The organism is Streptomyces sp. NPDC002640, from assembly GCF_053592575.1.
On the sequence record NZ_JBSFVZ010000010.1, the window covers coordinates 77,680 to 98,254 of the forward strand.

Here is a 20,575-nt window from a genome sequence, read left to right on the forward strand (position 1 = left end):
GGGCGGGCAGCGGGCCCGGGCGGCGCGCACCTCAGCGCACCCCCCGTGCGTGCCGGGCGATGTGGCCGAGCGCCGCGGTGAACTCGCGGGCGACACGGCGCACCGTGTCGGTGTCGTGCACGGCGGGGCGGTGGTGCCAGGTGAAGGCGAGCCGGCCGTTCTGCACCGCGCCGACCACCTCCAGCAGGTGGGAGCCGCCGTCGCGGGGGTCGTGGTCCTGGCCGAAGCCGCCGTGGGCGGCGCGGACCGGCCCGGGGTCGGCGCCGGTGTCCCCGCCGGTGCCGTCGGACGGGCGCGCGTCCCACTGCCCGAGGTAGTTGAAGACCACCTGGCCGTGCGCCGGGGAGCCGCCGAGCCGCTGCCGCACCGCGGGCGGGCCGAAGGTCCGCAGGGCGCCGAAGCCGAGGCCGTTGCCGGGCACGGCACGCAACTGGCGTCGCACCGACTTCACCAGGGCCCGCCAGTCGCGGCCGGGGCCCAGGTCGTCCGGGTCGTCGACGCGCAGCGCGACGGGGTGGACCGTGGTGAACCAGCCGACGGTGCGCGACAGGTCGACGCCGTCCAGCAGGTCCTCACGGCCGTGTCCCTCCAGGTCCAGGCGGACCCGCTCCCGGCCGGTCCAGCGGGCCAGGGCGAGGGCGAAGGCGGCGAGCAGGACGTCGTTGACCCGGGTGCGGTAGGCGGCGGGGGCGGAGCGCAGCAGGGCCTCGGTGTCGGTCTCGTCGAGTTCGACGGTGAGCGCCTGTGACGCGCCGGCCTCGGTGGCCGCGGGGCCGGGCAGGGGGTCGGCGGCGGTGGCGTCCTCCCAGTGCGGGATCTCGTGGTCCAGGCCGCCGTCGGCGACGTGGGCGGCGAGTCCGCGGGCCCAGTCCAGGTAGGAGGTGGTGCGCTCCCCCAGGGTGACCGGTTCGCCGGCGGCCGCCTGCCGCCAGGCCGTCTCCAGGTCGTCGCGGAGGATCCGCCAGGAGACGGCGTCGACGACGAGGTGGTGGGCGACCAGGAGGAGGAACGCGGGGCGGTCCTCGGCGCCGGTGAACAGGGCGGCGCGCAGCAGCGGTCCGCGTTCCAGGTCGAACCCGGCGTGCAGAGCGTCGGCGGCCCGCTCCATCGCGGTGTCGGCCTCGGCGGCGGTCAGCCCGGTCAGGTCGTGCTGGACGAGGAGGTCCTCCGGGGGGTCGGCGGGCGGCGGGTTGAACTGGTGCCAGCCGTCGGCGTCCCGGGTGAAGCGCATGCGCAGCGCGTCGTGGTGGGTGAGCAGGGCGGCGAGGGCGGTCTCCAGGGCCTTCGGGTCGGGGGCGCCGCCCAGTTCGAGGAGGAGTGACTGGTTGAAGTGGTGGTGCGCGGCGCGCGGGGTGGTCAGGAACCACTCCTGGATGGGGGTGAGCGGCACGTCGCCGCTGACAGGGCCGGCGTCGCCGCCGCCGTGGGGATCCTCGCGGACCGCGGCGGCCAGCGCGGCGACGGTCTGGTGGGCGAACAGGTCGCGGGTGGTCACGTGCAGACCCGCGCCGCGCAGCCGGGAGACGACCTGCATGCTGAGGATCGAGTCGCCGCCCAGGTGGAAGAAGTTGTCGTCGGTCCCGACCTCCGGCACGCCGAGGACGTCGGCCCAGATCCGGGCGACGCGCCGTTCGGTGTCGGTGCGCGGTGCGGTGCGGGGCCCGGCGGGCGCGGTGGCGGGGCCGGGGGCGGGCAGGGCGCGCCGGTCCAGCTTGCCGTTGGGCGTGAGCGGGAGGCGGTCGAGCGGTACGAAGACCGACGGCACCATGTGCGGGGGCAGCTGCCGCGCCAGCTCCTCCCGCAGCTCCTGCGGGTCGTGCGGGGCCCACGGGTCGTGGGGCGCCCGCGGGTCGTGCGGCGTCGGCGGCTGCTCGGCGGGGACGAGGTAGGCCACCAGGCGTGCGGTGCCGGTCGCCGCGTCGTCGTGGACGACGACCGCCGCGTCGCGCACCCGGCCGGTGCGGCGCAGGGCGGCCTCGATCTCGCCCGGCTCGATGCGGTAGCCGCGGAGCTTGACCTGGGCATCGGCGCGGCCGCCGAACCGGAGCTGCCCGTCGGCGTCCCACCGCACCAGGTCGCCGGTGCGGTACATCCGCTCCCCCGGCGCCCCGAACGGGTCGGGGAGGAAGCGGGAGGCGGTCGTGCCGGGCTTGCCGAGGTAGCCGCGGGCCAGACCGGGGCCGGCCACGTACAGCTCGCCGAGCACTCCGGGCGGGACGGGCCGCAGGGCGGCGTCGAGGACGTGGACGCGGGTGGCGCCGGCCGGGCCGCCGATGGGCGGGGCGCCCGCGCCGGGGGTGAGCGGGCCGGTCCAGGTGGCGACCACGGTGGCCTCGGTGGGCCCGTACGAGTTGATCATCCGGCGGCCGGGGGCCCACCGTTCCACCAGGTCGGCGGGGCATGCCTCCGCGCCGACGATCAGGGTGCGCAGCCCGGGCAGGGCCTGGGCGGTTCCCGGCGGGAGGGTGGCGAGGGCGGCCGGGGGGATCAGCGTGTGGCTGACGCGCCGTCCGGCGAGCACCTCGGCCAGCCGTTCGCCGACCAGCGGCCCCTCCTCGCCGGTCACCAGGGTGGCGCCGGTGAGCAGGGAGACGCACAGCTCCAGGACGGAGGCGTCGAAGCTGGGCGAGGCGAACTGCAGCACCCGGTCGCCGGGTCCGGCGGCGTACCGTTCGGCGGCGCCCGCCGCGAAGGCGGCGAGGCCGGTGTGGGTGACGACGACGCCCTTCGGGGTGCCGGTGGAGCCCGAGGTGTAGATGACGTAGGCGGGGTGGGCGGGGGTGAGCGGGGCGGTGCGGTCCGCGTCGGTGGGCGCGGTGTCCGGGCCGTCGCCGGACCAGACCTCGCCGGGGTCGTCCAGGACGAGGGCCGCGCCCGCGTCACGGAGCATGAACCGGCGCCGCTCCTCCGGGTAGGCCGGGTCGACGGGGAGGAAGGCGCCGCCGGCCTTGGTGACGGCGAGCTGGGCGACGACCGAGGCCGCGCCGCGGGGCAGGGCGAGGGCCGTCACCGTCTCGGGGCCGACGCCGCAGCCGATGAGCCGGTGGGCGAGCCGGTTGGCGGCCCGGTCGGTCTCCGCGTAGGTCCAGGTCCTCCCGCCCTCGGCCAGGGCGACCGCGTCCGGGGTGCGGGCGGCCTGCCGTGCGAACAGGTCGGGGAGCGTGGCGGCCGGTACCGGGCGGGCGGTGGGGCGTCCCCGCTCGACCAGGGCCTCGAGTTCCGCGCCGGTGGTGAGCGGCAGGGCGCCCAGTGGCCGGTGCGGGTCCTCGGCGAGGGCGGTCAGCAGGGTGGTGAGCTGGCCGGCCATGCGCTCGGCGGTGGCGGCGTCGAAGAGGCCGGTGTTGTAGGTGAGCAGGCCGTGCAGGGCGCCGTCGTCCGTCTCGGCGAACTCGAAGGAGAGGTCGAACGCGGCGTGCTGCAGCCCCGTGGCGACGTCGGTGATCTCCAGGCCGGGGACGTCGAGCCGGGCGGGAGGGGTGTTCTGCAGGGCGACCATCACCTGGAAGAGCGGGGTGCGGCTGGTGTCGCGCTCCGGCCGCACCTCGTCCACCACCTGCTCGAAGGGCGCGTCCTGGTGGGTGAAGGCGTCGAGGACGGTCCGCCGGACCTCGGTGAGGAAGTCGGGGAAGGACTGCTCGGGCCGCACCTGGGAACGCAGCACCAGGGTGTTGACGAAGAAGCCGACCAGGCGCTGGGTCTCGGGCAGGTCGCGGCCGGAGGTGACGGTGCCGACGGCGATGTCCCGCCCGCCGGACAGCCGGGCCAGATAGGCCTGGGTGGCGGCGACCAGGGTGGTGAACAAGGTGGCGCCGCGCTCCTGCCCGGTCCTGGCCAGCCGGCGGGCGGTGTCCGGGGGCAGCACCAGGCCGGTGGCGGCGCCGTCCGAGGTGCGCACCGGCGGGCGGGCCCGGTCGGTGGGCAGGTCGAGCGGCTCGACGCCGGCCAACTGCTCCTTCCAGTACGCCAGGTGCTCCTCGGCGGCGGCGCCGGGCGCGGTGCGCTGCCAGTGCGCGTGGTCGGCGTACTGGACGGGCAGCGGCGGGAGTTCCCCCACGCCCGCGTCGGAGCCCGCGCCCGTACCGGTGCCCGCGCCGCCGCCCGTGCCGGTCTCGGCGCGGTAGAGGTGGAACAGGTCGCCGGTCAGGACGGAGTTCGACCAGCCGTCGGTGACGATGTGGTGCATCACCAGGGCCAGCACGTGTTCGTCGCCGGACAGCCGCACCAGCGCGGTGCGCAGCAGCGGGCCGCGGCGCAGGTCGAAGGGGCGGGTGCGTTCGGCGGCGACGAGGTCCGCCGTCCGTGCGGCCCGTTCCGCCTCGGGCAGCGCGGACAGGTCGTGCAGGGGCAGCGGGACGTCCTGCGGCGGGTGGACGATCTGCACGCCGTGGCCGTCGGCGGAGTCGAAGGTGGTGCGCAGCGACTCGTGCCGGGCCACCAGTGCGCGCAGCGCGCGGGTGAGGGCGCCGGTGTCCAGGCGGCCGCGCAGGCGCAGCGCGAGCGCGGTGACGTACTCGGCGCCGCCGGGCGCGAACTCCTCCAGGAACCAGAGGCGTTGCTGCGCGTAGGACATCGGGGGCGCCGGGTCGCGCGGCACCGGGGTCGGGCCGGGCCGCGCGGGGGCGGCCGTACCGGGTCCGGTGAGCAGGGCGGCGAGGGCGGCCGGGGTCGGGTGGTCGAAGACCGCGCGCGGGGAGACGTCGGTCCCGAACTCCTCGGCGAGGCGTGCGGCCAGGCGGATGCTGAGGATGGAGTCGCCGCCGAGGAGGAAGAAGTCGTCCTCCGCACCGGGCCGTTCACCGCCGAGCACCTGGGCGAAGACCTCGACGGTGCGTCGCTCCGCCTCCGTGCGGGGGGCGAGGCGGGCGCGGTCGGGGCGGCGCGCGGCGTCGGCGGGGGCGGGGAGCGCCGCACGGTCCACCTTGCCGTTGGCGCTGAGCGGCAGGGCCGCGAGCGGGACGACGACGGAGGGGACCAGGTAGTCGGGCAGGGTGCGGCGGGCGGACTCCAGCAGGCCGTCCGGGACCTCGCCGGCCTCGCCGACGACGTAGGCGACCAGCCGCTTGGCACCGGCCCCGTCCTCGCGGGCCACCACGGCGGCGTCCGCGACGCCGGGGTGGGCGGCCAGCGCGGCCTCGGCCTCGCCGGGTTCGACGCGGAAGCCGCGGATCTTCACCTGGTCGTCGGCGCGGCCGAGGAACTCCAGCGTGCCGTCGGACAGGCGCCGCCGGACGAGGTCGCCGGTGCGGTACATGCGGCCGCCGGGCGGGCCGTAGGGGTCGGCGAGGAAGCGGGCGGCGGTGGCGCCGGGCCGGCCGAGGTAGCCGCGGGCCACGCCCTCCCCGGAGAGGTACAGCTCGCCGGGGCAGCCGGGCGGGACGCGGCGCAGCCGGGCGTCCAGCACGAGGGCGCGCAGGTCGTCCAGCGGCCGGCCGATCGGCACGGTGCCGGGTACCGCGTCGGCGTCGGCGAGGGCGTGGGAGGTGGCGAAGGTGGTGGTCTCGGTGGGGCCGTAGCCGTCGACGACGGTCAGGCCGGGGCAGGCGGCCAGGACGCGGCGCACGGCCGCCGCGGGGACGACGTCGCCGCCGGTCCACACCTGGCGCAGGCCGGCGAAGCAGTCGGGGGCGTCCTGGGAGAGCAGCCGGAACAGGCCCGCGGTGAGCCACAGCGCGGTCAGGCCGCCGCGGTCGGCGCGTTCGCCGCGGGGGCTGCCGGAGCCGGTGCCGGAGGGGTTCTCGCGGTGGCCGCCGGAGGGGTGCTCGCGGTGGCCGCCGCCCGCGGTCAGGCGGCGCAGGAGTGCCGCGTCCACGGGGCCGTCCGGGGCGACGACCACGGTACCGCCGGTCAGCAGCGGGGCCCACACCTCGAAGGTCGCCGCGTCGAAGGCCACCGGCGAGTGCAGCAGCACCCGGGCGCACACGCCGCCGCCGAACCGGCTGTCGGTGGCGAGGGAGGCCACGTCCCGGTGCCGCACGGCGACCGCCTTGGGCAGACCGGTGGAGCCGGAGGTGAACATGACGTAGGCGAGGCGGTCGGGGTCGGCGGGCGGCAGGGCGGCGGGCGGCGTGCCGGGCCGTTGCGCGGCGCAGGCGGTGACGTCCTCGGCGGTCAGCCGGACGGTGGCTCCGGCCTGCGCGAGCAGGGCGCGGCGCCGTTCCTCGGGGGCGCGGGAGTCCACCGGGAGGTAGGCGCCGCCCGCCTTGAGCACGGCGAGCTGGGCCACGACGAGTTCGGCGCGGCGGTCCATGAGCAGGGCGACGCGGTCCTCCGGGGCGACCCCGTCCGCGAGCAGGCGTGCGGCCAGCCGGTCCGACCAGGCGTCCAGCTCCCGGTAGGTGATGCCGCGTCGTCCGTCGTCGACCGCGACGGCGTCGGGGGTGCGGTGCGCCTGGCCGGCGAACAGGTCGACCGGGCTGCCCGGCGGGACGCTGCGCGCGGTGGTGTTCCAGTGCTCGAGCGTCCGCAGGTCCTCGTCGGTGACCGCCGCGAGGCCGTCGACGCCGGTGTCCGCCTCGAGTCCGTCCGCGAGCCGGGTGAGCAGGACGGACAGCCGGGCGGCGGCGCGTTCGGCGGTCGGGGCGTCGAACAGGTCGGGGTCGTAGGCGAGGTCGAGGCCGAGGCGGTCGCCGAGGTGGGCGCGCAGGCACAGCGGGAACGAGGTCGCGTCCTCGGGCCGCACCTCCTCGACCACGACGCCGGTGCGGGCGGCGGCGGACTCGTCGACCGGGTAGTTCTCGAAGACCACCATGCTGTCGAACAGGGGCTTGCCGGAGGGGATCCGGCCGGTGGCCTGGATGCGGGGCAGCGCGAGGAAGTCGTGCCGGCGCGCCTCGCTCTGCTCCTCCTGCACACCGCGCAGCCACTCCCGCACGCCGCCGTCCCGCACGCCGCCGGACGGCACCCGCACGCGGGTGGGCACCGTGTTGATGAACATGCCGATCATGGTCTCCACGCCGGGCAGTTCGGCCGGGCGGCCGGAGACGGTGGTGCCGAAGACGACGTCGTCACGCCCGCCACCGCGGGCCAGGAGCAGCGCCCAGGCGCCCTGGACCACGGTGCTGACGGTGATCCCGGCGCGGGCCGCCGCCTCCCGCAGCCGCCGCGAGAGGTCCTCGTCCAGCTCCCGGTGGACGGTGGCCGCGGAGCGGGCCCGGTGCGCCTCGGTGGGGGTGCGGTCGTAGGGCAGCGGGGTGCGCTCGGTGAAGCCGTCGAGCACCCCGGCCCAGTACCGTTCGGCCGCGGCCGCGTCGTTCTCCTCGCGTTCGGCCAGCCAGCGCAGGAAGTCCGCGAACGGCCTGCGGGCGGGCGGCGCGGCGGCGGGGCCGCCGGTGCGGGCGGCGTACCGTTCGCACACCTCGGTGAGGAGCTGGCCGCTGCTCCAGCCGTCGAGGGCGATGTGGTGGGTGGACCACAGGAGCAGCACCTCGTCGCCGGGCAGCGCGGCCAGGGTGAGGCGGGTGAGGGGCGCCCGCGTGAGGTCCAGGGCCGCGGCGCGGTCCTCGGCGAGCAGCCGTGCCGTCGCCTCGTCCCGCTCCGCGGGCGTCAGGCGGCGCCAGTCCCGGTGGGTGACGGGCAGGTGGACGCGGTGGTGGACGACCTGGACCGGGTGCGGGAGGCCCTGCCAGTGGACGCTGGTGCGCAGGGCGGGGGTGCGGTCGGCGACCTCCTGCCAGGCTTCCGCGAAGGCCCGCGGGTCGGCGACTCCGGAGAGGCGGACGGCGATGCGGTCGACGTAGGCGTCGGCGGTGTCGACCAGGCCGTGGAAGAGCATGCCGGACTGCAGCGGGGTGAGCGGCAGCACGTCGGCCACCCGGCGCCCGTCGCCGACGAGGTGGTCGAGCTGCCGCTGGGTGAGGCGGGCGAGCGGGAAGTCGGAGGGGGTGCGGCCGCCGGCGCCCTCGCGGGCGCAGTGGGCGACGATCTCCCGCAGCGCGGTGAGCGTCTCCTCGGCGAGGCGGCGCACGACGGCCTCGTCGTAGACGGCCGCAGGGTAGGTCCAGCCGAGTTCCAGGCGGCCGTCCTGGACGACTCCGGTGACGTCCAGCAGGTAGGGGCGTTCCTCGTCGGGGTCGGTGTCGCGGCCCGCCGGGGGCAGTTGCGCCCGCAGCAGGCCGTCGCCGGGGCCGCCGCCGGTGTCCCAGCGGCCGTGGTGGTTGAAGCCGATCCAGGGCCGCGGGCCGTGGGCGAGCGGGCTGCCGGGCACCAGGTGGCGCAGGGCGCCGTGGCTGATCCCGTGACGCGGCACGGCGCGCAGTTGCTCCTTGACCGAGCGCAGGGTGTCGTGCCAGCCGGCGTCGGGGTCGACGGTCAGCGCGAGGGGGAACTCGGCGGTGAACCAGCCGACCGTCCGGGAGAGGTCCAGGTCGTCGAAGAGGTCCTCGCGGCCGTGGCCCTCCACGCCGATCAGGACGGTGTCGCCGCCGCACCGGCGGGCCAGGGTGCGGCCGAGGGCGCTGAGCAGCACGTCGTTGACCTGGGTGCGGTACGCGTCGGGGACGCGGCGCAGCAGCGCGTCGGTCTCCTCGGCGTCCAGGGCGACGGTGAGGGTGGCGGCGGTGCCGTGGGTGTTGGGGCCGCTCCGGCCGGCCGGCGGATCGGCCGGAGCGGTGCCGGTGGCCGCCTCCCAGTGGGCGAGGTCGGTGTCCAGCGCGCCGGAGCGGGTGTGCCGCTCCAGCCGGGTGGCCCAGGTGGTGTACGCGGTGCCCACCGGGTCGAGTGCGACGGGCCGTCCCTCCGCGAGGGCGCGGTGGGCGGTCTCGAGGTCGGCGAGCAGGATGCGCCAGGAGACCCCGTCGACGGCGAGGTGGTGGACGGTGAGGACGAGCTGCCGCGGGTCGCCGTCGAGGAGCAGGGCGCGCACCGTCCGCCCCTCGATCGGGTCGAGGGAGGCCTGCGCGTCGTCCACCACCTGCTGGATCCGTGCCTCCCCCACCGGGCCGGCGTGATGGGTGAACACCTGGTGCGGGGCCTCAGGGAGGACTTCCTGGCGCCAGCCGTCCGGCGTGCGGCGGAAGCGGGTGCGCAGGGCCGGGTGGTGGGCCACCAGAGCCTCGACGGCCTGCCGCAGTGCGTCCGGATCGGTGTCCGGGGCGACGGCGAAGCGCTGCGTCATGGTGAAGCGGAGCCGGTCACCGGGGCGGCGGCCGTCGAGGTACCAGCGCTGGATGGGGGTGAGCGGGGCCTCGGTCGGTGCCTCCGCCGCCGCGCCGGTCGCCGCCGGGTCGCCGGGGTCGCCGGCGCACAGGGCGAGTTCGGCGACCGTCTGGTGGCGGAAGACGTCCTTGGTGGTGAGGGCGAGACCGGCCCGGCGGGCCCGGGAGACGATCTGGATGCTGAGGATCGAGTCCCCGCCCAGGGCGAAGAAGTTGTCCTGCGCGCCGACCCGTTCGACGCCGAGGACCTCCGCCCACAGGGCCGCGAGCCGTTCCTCCACGCCGGGTCGCGGCGCGACGTAGGGGGTGGTGGTGTCGGGCTGGACGGGCGGAGCGGGCAGGGCGCGCCGGTCGGTCTTGCCGCCGCTGGTACGCGGGATGCGCGCGAGCGGCACGTAGGCGGCGGGCACCATGTGGTCGGGCAGGGTGCGGCGCAGCAGGACCCGCAGCTCGTCGGCGGGCGGGACGCGGTCCGCGGCGGGCGCGAGGTAGGCGACGAGCAGGGTGCGGCCGGCGTGTTCGCGGGCGGCCACGGCGGCGTCGGCGACGTCGGGGTGGGCCAGGAGCGCGGCCTCCACCTCGCCGGGCTCGATGCGGAAGCCGCGGATCTTGACCTGCTCGTCGGTCCGCCCGAGGAACTCCAACTGCCCGTTGGCGTCCCGGCGGACGCGGTCGCCGGTGCGGTACATCCTCGCTCCCCGCCCGGTTCCGGGCTGGAGGGCGCCGTCCCCGGCCGTCCCGGCGAACGGGTCGGGCAGGAAGCGGGCGGCGGTCGCCCCGGGGCGGCCCAGGTAGCCGCGGGCCACCTGCGGCCCGGCCAGGTACAGCTCGCCGGGCACGCCCGGCGGCACCGGGCGCAGGCCGCGGTCGAGGACGTAGGCCCGCAGGTTGCGGCCGGGGCGGCCGATCACCGGCCGGCCGGGGCTGTCGGCGCAGCGGGCGTAGGTGGCGTCGACGGTGGTCTCGGTGGGGCCGTACATGTTGTAGGCGGTCACGCCGAGGCCGGCCGCCGCGACGAGCTGCCGCCAGGTGGCGGTGTCGACGGCCTCTCCGCCGACGAGGAGCAGCCCGGGGTGGTGACGGCCGGGGGCGAGCAGCCCGGCGGCGAGGAGTTCGCGCAGGAACGACGGGGTGACGTTGACGAAGTCGAGCCGCCGGTCGGCGACCAGGGCGCAGAACGCGTCGGGGTCACGGCGGGTGTCCTCGTCGAGCAGGTGCACCTCGTGGCCGAGGGCGAGCAGCAGCAGGCCCTCCCAGGAGGTGTCGAACGAGAAGGAGGCGCTGAGCGCGGCGCGCAGCCGGCGGCCGCCCGCGGTGTGCGGGGCGAGGAGACCGTCGCGGTGGTCGAGGCACAGGTTGACCAGCTGGCGGTGCTCGACGGCGACGCCCTTGGGCCGTCCGGTGGAGCCGGAGGTGTGGATGACGTACGCCGTGTGGCGCGGGTCGAGCGGGCCGCGGCGGTCGGCGTCGGTGGGGTCGTGGTCGGGCAGCCGCTCCCACTCCACGGCGCGCAGGGTCTCGGGGGTCAGCACGGTGCGCGCCCCGGTGTCCTCGAGCAGGGCCGTCACGCGTTCGGCGGGCAGGTCCGGGTCGAGGCACTGCGGGGCGGCTCCGGCCTTCAGCACCGCCAGGACGGCGACCGGCAGGTCGGCGGTGCGGGGCAGGCGCACCGCGACGATCTCCTCGGGGCCGGCGCCGAGGGCGACCAGGTGGTGGGCGAGCCGGTTGGCGCGGGCGTTGAGGGTGGCCAGGTCGAGCGTGGCGTCGCCGGCGACCAGGGCGGTGGCGTGCGGGGTCCGCGCGGCCTGCTCCTCGAACAGCGCGGTGAAGGTGGTGTCGGGCAGGGCCTGCGGGGCGCCCTGCCCCGCGTGCAGGACCTGCCGCCGTTCCGCGTCGGTCAGCAGCGGGAGTGCGCCCGCCGGCCGCTCCGGGTCCTCGGCCGCCGCCTCCAGCAGCAGCCGCAGGCGGGCGGCGAGGCCGCGCGCGGTCTCCTCGTCGAACAGGCCGGTGCTGTACTCCAGGTGGCCGGTGACGCCCCCGTCGTGCTCGACGAAGTCGAAGGCCAGGTCGAAGGTGGCGTTCCGGACGGGCGGGGTCACCGGTTCGACGTCCAGGCCGGGCAGCTCGGGGGCCTCGGCGCCGAGGTTGTGCAGGGCGACCATGACCTGGAAGAGCGGGGTGCGGCTGGTGTCCCGGTCCGGCCCCAGCGCGTCCACCAGGTGCTCGAAGGGCGCCGCCTGGTGCGCGAAGGCGTCCAGGACGACCTCCCTGGCCTGCTCCAGCAGGGCGCGGAAGGACAGGTCGGGGCGGATGCGGGCGCGCAGGACCAGGGTGTTGACGAACATGCCGACCAGGTCGTGCAGTTCGGCCCTGTCGCGTCCGGCGGTGACGGTGCCGACGGCGACGTCCTCCTGCTCCGTCCAGCGGGACAGCAGGACCTGGCAGGCCGTCAGCAGGGTCATGAAGAGGGTGGCGTCGGCCGAACGGGCCGTCTCGCGCAGCCGGTCGGTGAGCGCGGCCGGCAGCTCGAAGGTGACGAGGGCGCCGTCCCGGGTGCGGACGGCGGGGCGGGGCCGGTCGGTGGGCGGCTCCAGCGGCTCCAGTCCGTCCAGGACCTGCCGCCAGTGGGCCAGGTCGCGCTCCGCCTCCTCGGTGCGGGCGCGCTGCCAGGCGGCGAAGTCGGCGTAGCGGACGGGGAGTTCGGGCAGCCGCGGGGTGCGGCCCTGCTGGGCGGCGGTGTACAGCTCGCTCAGGTCGCGGCCGAGGACGGCGACGGACCAGCCGTCGGTGACGATGTGGTGCACGGCGAGGACCAGCACGTGGTCGTCGGGGCCGAGGCGGGCGAGGCGGGCGCGGAACAGCGGGCCGGTGGTGAGGTCGAAGGGCTCGGCGGCCTCGCGGTCCAGCAGCGCGTCGAGGGCGCCGTCGCCGTCTCCGGCCAGGTCGTCGACGGGCAGCTCCACCGGCCGCGGCGGGAGGACCACCTGCCGGGCGTCGCCGTCGCCGTCCTGGTCGGCGAAGACGGTGCACAGGGTCTCGTGCCGGGCCACCAGGGCGTCCAGGGCGGAGCGCAGCGCCTTCTCGTCGAGCGGTCCGCGCAGCCGCAGCACGGACAGGGTGGTGTACTCGGTGGAGCCCGGCTCGAACCGGTCGAGGAACCAGAGGCGTTGCTGCGCGTACGACAGCGGGGCCGGGGTGTCCGGCGCGAGGGCCGCTATCGGGTCGGCGGTGGGGCTGTCCCCGGGGTCGCCGAGCGCGGCGGCCAGCGCGGCGACGGTGGGGTGGGTGAACAGCAGCCGGGGCGACACGTCGGCGCCGAAGGCGGTGCGGAGCCGGGCGGTGACGCGCACGGCGAGCAGGGAGTCCCCGCCGAGGGTGAAGAAGTCGTCCTCGGCGCCGATCCCGCCGTCCGGGCCGATGTCCAGGACGTCCGCCCAGGCCGCGGCGACCAGGTGTTCCGCCCGGGTGCGCGGCGGGACGCGGTCGCCGCGGGCGGCGTAGCCGTCGGGGCCGGGGGCGGGCAGCGCGCGCCGGTCCAGCTTGCCGTTGACGGTCAACGGCAGTGCCGCCAGCGGCACGTAGGCGGCGGGCACCATGTACGACGGCAGCGACTGCTGGAGGTGCGCGCGCAGCGCGGCGGCGTCCGGGGACACGGCGGCGGCACCGTCCTCCCCGGCACCCGCGTGCTCGGCACCGGGCCGGCCGTCGCCCGCCTGCCCGTCGGCGGCCTGCCCGTCGCCCGCCTGCCCGTCGGCGGCCTGCCCGTCGGCGGGCCGGTCACCGCCGCCGTGGGCCACAAAGTAGGCGACGAGCCGGCGCGTGCCCGAGGCGTCCTCGTGGACGTTCACGGCGGCCGCCGCCACGCCCGGGTGGGTGTGCAGCGCGGCCTCGATCTCGCCGAGTTCCACGCGGTAGCCGCGGATCTTGACCTGCTGGTCGGCACGGCCCAGGTACGCGAGGGTGCCGTCGGCCCGGAGGCGGGCCCGGTCGCCGGTGCGGTACATCCGGGTGCCCGGCGCGCCGTACGGGTCGGCCGGGAACCGCACCGCGGTCAGGCCGGGCCGGTTCAGGTAGCCGCGGGCGAGCCCTTGCCCCGCCACGTACATCTCGCCGACCGCGCCGTGCGGCACCGGGGCCAGGGTGTCGTCGAGGACGTACACCCGCAGGTCGGGGATGGGCACGCCGATGGCACCGGCGGCGGCCTCGGCGGCGTGCGCCGCGCCGTCCAGCGGCGCGTGGGTGACGTGGACGGTGGTCTCGGTGATGCCGTACATGTTCACCAGGCGCGGCGCGTCCTGCGGGTGCCGTGCGTACCAGGGGCCCAGCCGGGTGGCGTCCAGGGCCTCGCCGCCGAAGATCACCGTGCGCAGCGCCAACCGGGCGCCGTGGGCGGGGTGTTCGGCGTCGGCACGCTGGAGGGCGTAGAAGGCGGAGGGGGTCTGGTTGAGGACGGTGACCTGTTCGTCGGCGAGGAGCCGCAGGAAGTCCTCCGGGGAGCGCGCCACGTCGTCGGGGACGACGACGAGCCGGCCGCCGTGCAGCAGCGCGCCCCACAGCTCCCACACCGAGAAGTCGAAGGCGTAGGAGTGGAAGAGCGTCCACACGTCGTGCTCGTCGAAGCCGAACCAGTGGGCGGTGCTGCCGAACAGCCGCACCACGTTGGCGTGGGGCACCACGACGCCCTTGGGGCGGCCGGTGGAGCCGGAGGTGTAGATGGCGTAGGCGGGGTGTTCCGGCAGCGGCCGCGTCGCGGGGCGGGGGCCGGTCGCGGGCCGGGCGGCGAGGTCGGCGGCGACCTCCGGGGCGTCCAGCGGCAGCACGGGCACGCCGCCGCGGGCCCGGTGGGCCGCCTCGGCGGTGGTGACCAGGAGCACCGGGCGGGCGTCGTCGAGGATCCCGGTCAGGCGCTCCTCGGGCGCGGTGGGGTCGACGGGCAGGTAGGCGGCGCCGGTCTTGAGCACCGCGAGGATCGCCACCACCTGGTCGAGGCCGCGGGGCAGCGCGAGGGCGACGAAGCGCTCCGGGCGGGCGCCGGCCTCGGCGAGGCGGTGGGCGAGCCGGTTGGCGCGGGCGTCCAGGGCCGCGTAGTCCAGGTGCTCGCCGGCGCAGGTGACGGCGACGGCGCGGGGCGTGCGGGCGACCCGCGCCTCGAAGAGGTCCACCAGGGTCTCGGCGGGACGGCCGTACACGGTCCCGGGGAGGGAGCCCGGGGCGGCACCGGGAAGGACCGCGGGGGCCGCGTCGGGGAGGGTCCCGGGCGCGGTCCCGTCGTCGCCCCCGGTGAGCCGGCGTCGTTCGGCGGGCGTGGTCCAGGGCAGCTCGCGCAGCGGGCGGCCGGCGTCGGCGGCGATGCCGGTCAGCAGCAGGCTCAGCCGCCCGGCGAGGGCGCGGACGGTCGCGGCGTCGAACAGCGCGGGGTCGTAGGCGAGGTCGAAGCCGATCCGCTCGCCCTGGAAGGCGCGCAGGACCAGCGGGTAGTTGGTGGCGTCCCGGGAGGACACCTCGGCCAGGCGCACCCCGGCGCCGGCCGTGCGGGCCTCGTCGAAGGGGTAGTTCTCGAAGGCGACCATGCTGTGGAAGAGCGGGCTGCCCGGCGGCACGTCGCTCAGCGCGGTCAGCTCGGCCAGCGACACCGCGGCGTGGCGGCGCGCCTCGGCCTGTTCCCGCTGCAACTCGCGCAGCCAGTCGGCGGCCGGGCGGCGGGCGTCCACCCGGACGCGGGTGGGCAGGGTGTTGATGAACATGCCGACCATGGACTCGGCGCCGGGCAGCTCGTCGGGACGGCCGGAGACGGTGGTGCCGAACACCACGTCGTCCTCGCCGGCGTACCGGGCGAGCAGCAGCGCCCACGCGCCCTGCACCACGGTGCCGAGGGTGAGGCCGGCCTCCCGGGCGGTGCGGGCCAGCCGTTCGGAGACCTCGTCGGAGAGTCCGGCCGTGTGCATCGCGGCCGACCTGGCCTGGTGGCCGTGGACCTGCGGGCGGTCGGCGGGCAGCGGGGTGGGCGTGGCGAACCCGGCGAGCACCCCGCGCCAGTGGTCGCGGGCGGCTCCGTCGTCCTGCTCGGCGAGCAGGCGCACGTAGTCCCCGAACGGGCGGCGCACCGGCGGGCGGTGCTCGCTCCCGGTGGTGAGGGCGGCGTACTCCTCGCACACCTCGGTGAGGACCTGGGCCAGGCTCCAGCCGTCCAGGATCAGGTGGTGGGAGGTCCACACCAGCCGCAGCCCGGCGTCCGGCAGCCGGATCAGGGTGAGCCGCGTCAGCGGGGCGGTGGTGAGGTCGATGCCGCGGGCGAGGTCCCGCTCGCACAGCTCGGCCAGCCGGACGGCGCGCTCGGCGGGGTCGAGTTCCCGCCAGTCCAGGTGCGTGACCGGCACCTCGGCGTGCCGGTGCACGATCTGCAGGGGCGCGGGGACGTCCTCCCAGACCACGGAGGTGCGCAGCGCGGGGGTGCGGTCGGTGACGCGCTGCCAGGCGAGCGCGAGGGCCCGCGGGTCGGCCACCCCCTGGAGCAGCAGGGACGCCTGGTCCAGGTAGACGTCGTCGGGGCCGCCGACCAGGCGGTGGAAGAGCATGCCCTCCTGCAGCGGGGTCAGCGGCAGGACGTCCTCCACGCCCCGCCCGTCGCCCACCAGCCGGTCCACGGCCGCCTGGTCGAGGCGGGCCAGCGGGAAGTCGGAGGGGGTGCGGCCGCCGGCGCCGGGGCGGGCGCAGTGCTCGGCGATGGCGGCTAGCGCGCCGGTCATGCCGTCGGCGAGCCGGCGCACGGTCCGCTCGTCGTGGACGTCCTCGCTGTAGTGCCAGGTGATCTCGAGGGTGCCGTCGACGACGGCGGCGGAGACGTCGAGGAGGTGGTCCAGGGGCTCGTCGGCAGCCGTCTCCCGGCCGGGGACCTGCGCGGTCTGGGCGAAGTCGCCCGAGCCGGGGGTCTCCCAGCGGCCGTGGTAGGTGAACGACACCTGGGGCGGCGGTGTCCCGCGCAGCGCGCGGACGGCGGGGTCGTCGGTGGGGGCGAGGCGGGCCAGCGCCTCGAAGCCCAGGCCGCGGCGGGGAACGGACCGCAGCTTCTCCTTGACGGCCTTGAGGGTGGCGCCCCAGTCGGGCGAGCCGGCCGGTCCGGCGGGGGCCAGGGTGACCGGGTACTGGGCGGTGAACCAGCCCACGGTGCGCGACAGGTCGAGCGGTTCGCCGACCTCCTCGCGTCCGTGGCCCTCCAGCAGGACGGTGACGCGTCCGGCGCCCGCCCAGTCGGCGAGCACCCGGCCCAGCGCGCTCAGCAGGACGTCGTCGACCCGGGTGCGGTAGACGCCGGGCACGCGCCGCAGCAGCGCCTCGGTGGTGGCCGGGTCGACGCTCGCGCGGACGGTGCGCACCGACGCGGCGCGCGGGGCGCCGGGCCGGTCGACGGGCAGCGGGGTGCGTTCCTGGGCGGTCTCGGCCGTCCAGTGGGCCAGGTCGGCGTCGAGGTCGCCGGCCCGGACCCGTTCGGCCAGGTGCGCGGCCCACGCGGCGAACGGCACGGCCTCCGGTTCCAGGGCGGCCGGTTCACCGGCCGCGGCCTGCCGGTACGCCTGTTCGAGGGCGGCGAGCAGGACGCGCCAGGAAACGCCGTCCACCGCGAGGTGGTGGGCGGTCACGAAGAGCCGCGGGCGGTCCCCCGCCGCGGCGGGCAGCAGCAGGGCGGCGCGCAGCAGGGCGCCGGTCTCCGGGTCGAGGGCGGCGCGGGCGGCGTCCGCGGCCTGCTCCAGGGCGGCGGCCGGGTCGGGCGCGGCGGACAGGTCGTGGCGGGTGAGCAGGCCGGTGGCCGGGCCCTCCCCCGGGTGCTGCCGCCAGACGCCGTCGGTGCGGGCGAACCGGGTGCGCAGCGCGGGATGGCGGTCGGCCACCGCCTCCACCGCCCGCTCCAGGGCCGTCCCGTCGAGGTCGTGGGGCAGGTCGAGGAGGACCGACATGCTGAAGTGGCGCAGGGGCCCGTGGGTGGCGAGGAACCACTCCTGCACGGGGGTCAGCGGGGCGGGGCCGGTGGGGTGCGGGGTCCTGGGCGCCGGGGCGGCGGGGGCACGCCCGGCCGCGGCGGCGGCGAGGTCGGCGACGGTCTGGTGGCGGAAGACGTCCTGCGACGACAGCGGCAGACCGGCCGCGCGGGCGCGGGAGACGGCCTGGATGCTGAGGATGGAGTCGCCGCCCAGTTCGAAGAAGTTGTCGGTGACGCCGACACGGGCCACGCCCAGCACCTCGGCCCAGATCGCGGCCAGGGTCTCCTCGGCGGGGGTGCGCGGGGCGACGTGCTCGCCGCGCGCGGTGCCGCCGCCGAAGTCGGGCGCGGGCAGGGCGCGTTTGTCCAGCTTGCCGCTGGTGGTGAGCGGCAGGGCGTCGAGGACGGTGAAGGCGGACGGCACCATGTGCTCGGGCAGCACCCGGAGCAGGGCGGCGCGCAGCGCGGCGCCGGTGAGGGCGCCGTCCGTGGGCTTCGCGGCGCCCGTTCCGGCGGAGCCCGTTCCGGCGGAGCCCGTTTCAGCGGCGCCCGTTCCGGCGGTGTCCGTTCCGGCGGGGTCGGTTCCGGCGGCGCCCGTTCCGGCGGTGCCCGTTCCGGCGGGGTCGGTTCCGGCGGTGTCCGTTCCGCCGGGGACGACGTAGGCGGCGAGCCGGGTGTGGCCGCGGTCGTCGGCCGCGGCGGTCACGGCCGCGGCCGCCACCTCGGGGAGGTCGAGGAGGGCCGCCTCGACCTCGCCGGGCTCGATGCGGTGGCCGCGCACCTTCACCTGGTCGTCGACGCGGCCCAGGTGGTCGAGTCGGCCGTCGCCGGTCCAGCGGGCCAGGTCGCCGGTGCGGTACATGCGGCTGCCGGGCGGGCCGAACGGGTCGGCCGGGAAGCGGGCGGCGGTCAGGCCGGGCCGGCCGAAGTAGCCGCGCGCCACCTGCTCCCCGGCCAGGTACAGCTCGCCCCCGACGCCGGGCGGCACCGGCCGCAGCCGGTCGTCGAGGACGTACGCCCGGGTGTTGGGCAGCGGCCGGCCCACCAGCGGGCGGTCCTCGCCCGTGACGCGGCAGGCGAGGGCGTCGACGGTGCACTCGGTGGGGCCGTAGAAGTTGTAGGCGGCGACGTCCGGGTGGGCGGCCAGTTCGCGCCACAGGGCGGGGCCGATGGCCTCGCCGCCGATCATCAGCACCCGCGGGCGGTGGCGCGGGTCGGTGAGGAGACCGGCGGGCAGCAGCTGGCGCAGGTAGGAGGGGGTCAGGTCGAGGAAGTCGATCCGGTGCCGGACGACGTACTCCACCAGGGCGGCCGGGTCCCTGCGGGTCGTCTCGTCGACGAGGTGCAGCGGGTGGCCGTCGGCCATCAGCAGCACGCCCTCGAGGGAGGTGTCGAAGGAGAAGGAGGCGGTCAGGGCCACGGTGAGCGGCCCGCCGCCGGCGTCGGCGACGAAGCCCGCGCGGTGCGCGGCGAGCAGGTTGGCCAGGGAGCGGTGGGAGACGGCGACGCCCTTGGGACGGCCGGTGGAGCCGGAGGTGTGGATGACGTAGGCGGTGTGCTCGGGGTCGGGCTCCGGGAACCGGGCCACGGGCTCCGAGGTCTCCGCGGGCTCCTCGCTCAGGGCGGCGCGGACGGCGGCCTCGTCGAGGACGAGGGCCGGGCGGACGTCCTCGAGGAGGTACCGGACGCGGTCCTCGGGCAGGGCGGGGTCGAGGGGCAGGTAGCCGGCGCCCGCCTTCCACACCGCGAGGATCGCGGTGATCATGTCGGCGGTCCGGGGCAGGCGCAGGGCGACCAGCCGCTCGGGGCCGGCGCCGCGGGCGATCAGGTGGCGGGCGAGGCGGCCGGCGCGGGCGTCGAGGGTCGCGTGGTCGAGGTGTTCGCCGCCGGCCACCAGGGCGGTGGCGTGCGGGGTGCGGACGGCGCGGTCCTCGTAGAGCCGGGGCAGGAGTGCGGCGGGGACCGGGTGGGCGGTGTCGTTGAACTCCCGGACCACCCGGCGCACCTCCTCCTCGGAGAGCAGCGGGAGCGTGCCCAGGGGGCGGTGGGGTTCGGCGGCGGCCCCGGTGAGCAGGCGCACCAGCTGGTCGGCGGTCCGGCGGGCGGTGTCCGCGTCGAACAGGTCGGTGCGGTACTCCAGCAGCCCGGTCAGGGCCTCGCCGTCCGGCACGAACTCGACGCTGAGGTCGAAGGTCGCGGCCCGCCGGGGCACGGTGACCGGCGCGGTGGCCAGGCCGCGCACGGCGGGGGCGGCGGGCGGGGCAGGGTGCAGCAGCACCATCACGTCGAAGAGCGGGTTGCGGCCCGCCTCGCGGGGCGCCCCGACGGCCTCGACCAGCCGGTCGAACGGCGTGTCGCCGTGCGCGAACGCGTCGTTGACGGTGTCCGCGGCGGCCGCCAGCAGGTCGCGGAAGGAGCCGGCCGTGTCGACCGGGGTGCGCAGGACGACCGTGGAGGCGAAGAAGCCGACGGCCCGCTCGAGTTCGGTGCGGGGGCGGCCCGGGGTGAGGGAGCCGACCGTGATGTCGTCCTGCCCGGACCAGCGGGCCAGCAGGGCCTGGCAGGCCGCGGTCAGGGCGGTGAACAGGGTGGTGTGCTGTTCGGCGGCGAGGGCGCGCAGCCGGGCGGTGACGTCGGCGGGGACCGTGAAGGCGTGCACCGAGCCCGCGCCGGACTCCTCGCCGCGGCGGGGCCGGTCCAGCGGCAGCGCGGGCGGCACGGCGCCGCGCAGCCGCCCCGCCCCGTGGGAGAGTTCGCGCTCGAGGCGGTCGCCGGAGAGCTGTTCGCGCTGCCACACGGCGAAGTCCGGGTACTGGGCGGCCACCGCCGGCAGGTCCACCGGCTCCCCGTGGGCGAGCGCCTCGTAGGCGGTGCAGAGCTCCTCGAGGACGACGCCCATCGACCAGCCGTCGGTGACGATGTGGTGGGCCGTCAGCAGCAGCACGTGCGCGTCGGGGGCCTCGCGGAGCAGCAGGGCGCGCAGCAGCGGTCCGGTGCGCAGGTCGAAGGGGCGGGCGTACTCGGCGAGCAGGGCGGACTCCGTCTCCGCCGGGGTGACCTCGCGCACCGGCAGCGGCACGGGGGCGGGTTCGTGGACGCGCTGGACGGGGCGGCCGTCCTCGCCCTCCTCGAAGGTGGTGCGCAGCGCCTCGTGGCGGGCGGTCACCAGGTCCAGGGCCCGGCTCAGCGCGTCGTGGTCCGGTGCGCCGGTGAGCCGCAGGGCGACGGCGCTGTTGTAGCGGGCGTCGCCGGGGCGCAGGCGGTCCAGGAACCACAGGCGCTGCTGGGCGTGGGAGAGCGGCAGCGGGCGGGTGCGGTCGGCGCGCGGGATCGCCCGCCGGGAGGTGGCGGCGGACCCGGCGGCGGCCCCTCCGGCGAGCCGGCGGCGCAGCGCCTCGCGGAGGTCGTCGGGGAGGGCGTCGGCGCGGTTCTGCTTCGAAGACGTCAT

General features: G+C 77.3%; 1 protein-coding gene. It reads right to left on the reverse strand.

The window, feature by feature from the left end; all coding sequences use genetic code 11:
* Positions 1 to 31 precede the first annotated feature (31 nt).
* Complete coding sequence (locus tag ACWD3O_RS15565) at positions 32 to 20,575, reverse strand: non-ribosomal peptide synthase/polyketide synthase (RefSeq protein WP_451416205.1); 20,544 nt, start codon at positions 20,573 to 20,575, stop codon at positions 32 to 34.

Coding starts and splice junctions, on each gene's coding strand:
- ACWD3O_RS15565 (WP_451416205.1), bottom strand. CDS start 20,575: ATGACGTCTTCGAAGCAGAACCGCGCCGACGCCCTCCCCGACGACCTC.